Origin of the sequence: Nostoc sp. FACHB-110, from assembly GCF_014697425.1 — a bacterium.
GTDB lineage: Bacteria > Cyanobacteriota > Cyanobacteriia > Cyanobacteriales > Nostocaceae > Nostoc_B.
Window position 1 is genome coordinate 1 of sequence record NZ_JACJRU010000098.1, and the last position, 2,255, is coordinate 2,255.

1 protein-coding gene is annotated in these 2,255 nt (G+C 43.2%); it reads left to right on the forward strand.

Annotated elements, in window-relative coordinates; translation table 11 throughout:
* Positions 1-2,255, forward strand: a 2,255-nt coding sequence (locus H6G69_RS33425; RefSeq protein WP_190694008.1) for a bifunctional diguanylate cyclase/phosphodiesterase, incomplete at both ends; no start/stop codon positions are given.

Sequence of the window (2,255 nt, forward strand, 5' to 3'; positions counted from 1 at the left end):
CCCCATGAACATAGTTGTAGCTTGAGTTATGCACAATGGCTCAATCAAATACATCCCGAACAAAGGCAATTAGTTGATCAACAATTACAACAAGCGATCGCTACTCATACTGATTATGCAGTGGAATACCGACTCATCACACCAGACAATAGCATTAACTGGGTACTAGCCAAAGGGCGAGGCGTGTATGACAGCACCGGAAAACTGCTGAGAATGCTAGGCGTAATTATCAATATCACAGAACGCAAACTAGCCGAAGCCGAACAGCGACGAGTACAAGTGCTGCAAGGAGAATTACAGCTATTAGAAGATATCCTCGAAACTGCACAGGTAGGTTATTGGGAATGGCATCTGGCAGAGAATCAAGGATACTTTAGTTCCACCTTAAAGCGGATGTTGGGCTATGAAACCCATGAATTAGTTGATAAATCTCATGATTGGCAATATCTGTTGTTTGAAGAAGATTTACCAGAATTTTTGGACAGCTTTAACCAACATTTTCAAAATTGTAGTGACAGTCCTTATTTCCAAGAATTGAGATATCGACATAAAGATGGTTCTGCTGTTTGGGCAATTTGTTCTGGTCGGGTAATTGAGTGGGATCACAATGGACAGCCATTGCGGATCATTGGTTCCAACATTAATATTACCCAACGTAAACAAACAGAAGAAGCACTCAAACAAAGTGAACGCCGCTATGCAAATTTAACCGAAGCCGCACCAGTAGGAATTTTCCAATTAGATACAACTGGAAAATGTACTTACGTGAACGAGCGCTGGACTGAAATGACTGGGAGACCAACACAAGCCGCCTTGGGTATGGGCTGGATTGAGACGGTACATTCAGAAGACCGAGATCGTCTGATGCGTGAATGGTCACTCAAGCTTGAACAAGAAATTGTTGACCGCAAAGCCTTTTATGAAAGCGAGGGCAGATATTTATGCCTTGATGGTACTATTAGCTGGTTTTATTTACAGGTAGCACCGGAAATTGATACCAACGACAACATCATTGGTTATATCGGGACATTAACAGATATCAGCGAGCGACAACAGGCACAAACAGCCCTGCAAGAAAGTGAACAGCGTTATGCCAGCTTGGCCAAAGCCGCTCCTGTCGGGATTTTTCGATTAGATACCTTAGGCAACTGTGTCTATGTCAATGACCGCTGGAGTGAAATGGCAGGCAGACCCAGAGAGGCAGCACTGGGGATGGGTTGGATAGAAGCCATTCATCCAGAAGACTATGAACGTATTCGCCAAGAATGGTTTGCAGCTGGATTAACACCAAACGAACTGTTTTATCAAGAGGGTCGGCATTTACATCCAGATGGTAAAGTTACCTGGTTTCACAGCTATTTATTACCTGAAACTAGCCCTAGTGGCAGCATTATTGGTTATATTGGCACGTTGACAGATATTACCATTCGTAAGCAGACAGAAGAACAACTACATCACCTTTCAGAAAGACTTACCCTAGCACTGCAATCAGGTAGATTCGGAATCTGGGAATATGATTTCGTGCAAGACAGGGTAATTTGGGATGACCAAATGTATGTACTTTACGGGTTGAGCAAAGATGATTTTTCCTGCACCTATGAGGGTTGGTTAAACTGTCTCCACTCAGAAGATCGAGCTTATCTCCTAGCTGTCATCGACCGAGTAATCCAAGGAAAGCAAGAATATAATGTCGATTTTCGCATTGTTCAACCCAGTGGGAACATTAGTTTTCTCAAAGGCTACGGTATTCTTAAACGAGACAAGCACGGTGAACCTATACGTATAATTGGGGTAAACTATGACATCACCGAACGCAAACAAGCCGAGCAAGAACTAGAAGAATCACGTACAATGCTGCGATTGGTGTTGGATACCATTCCCCAAAGAGTCTTTTGGAAAGATTGCCAGTCGCGTTTTTTAGGATGCAACCCTGCTTTTGCCAGTGACTATCAGCTAACGCCCAATGAAATTATTGGCAAAACCGACTTTGAATTACCTTGGGCAAAGTGGGCAGAACTTTACCGCAAAGATGATGCCATAGTTATGCAAACTCGAACTCCTAAACTGGGTTACGAAGAACAAACAGAAAATCTTGATGGTGAACAACTGTGGCTAAGAACGAATAAAGTCCCCTTAACGAATAGTACTGGTGAAGTAATTGGTGTACTGGTCTCCCATGAAGATATTACAGAACGCAAACTAGCCGAAGTCCAACTCAGGCAGACCAACGAACAACTAGCTCACACCAACGTCGA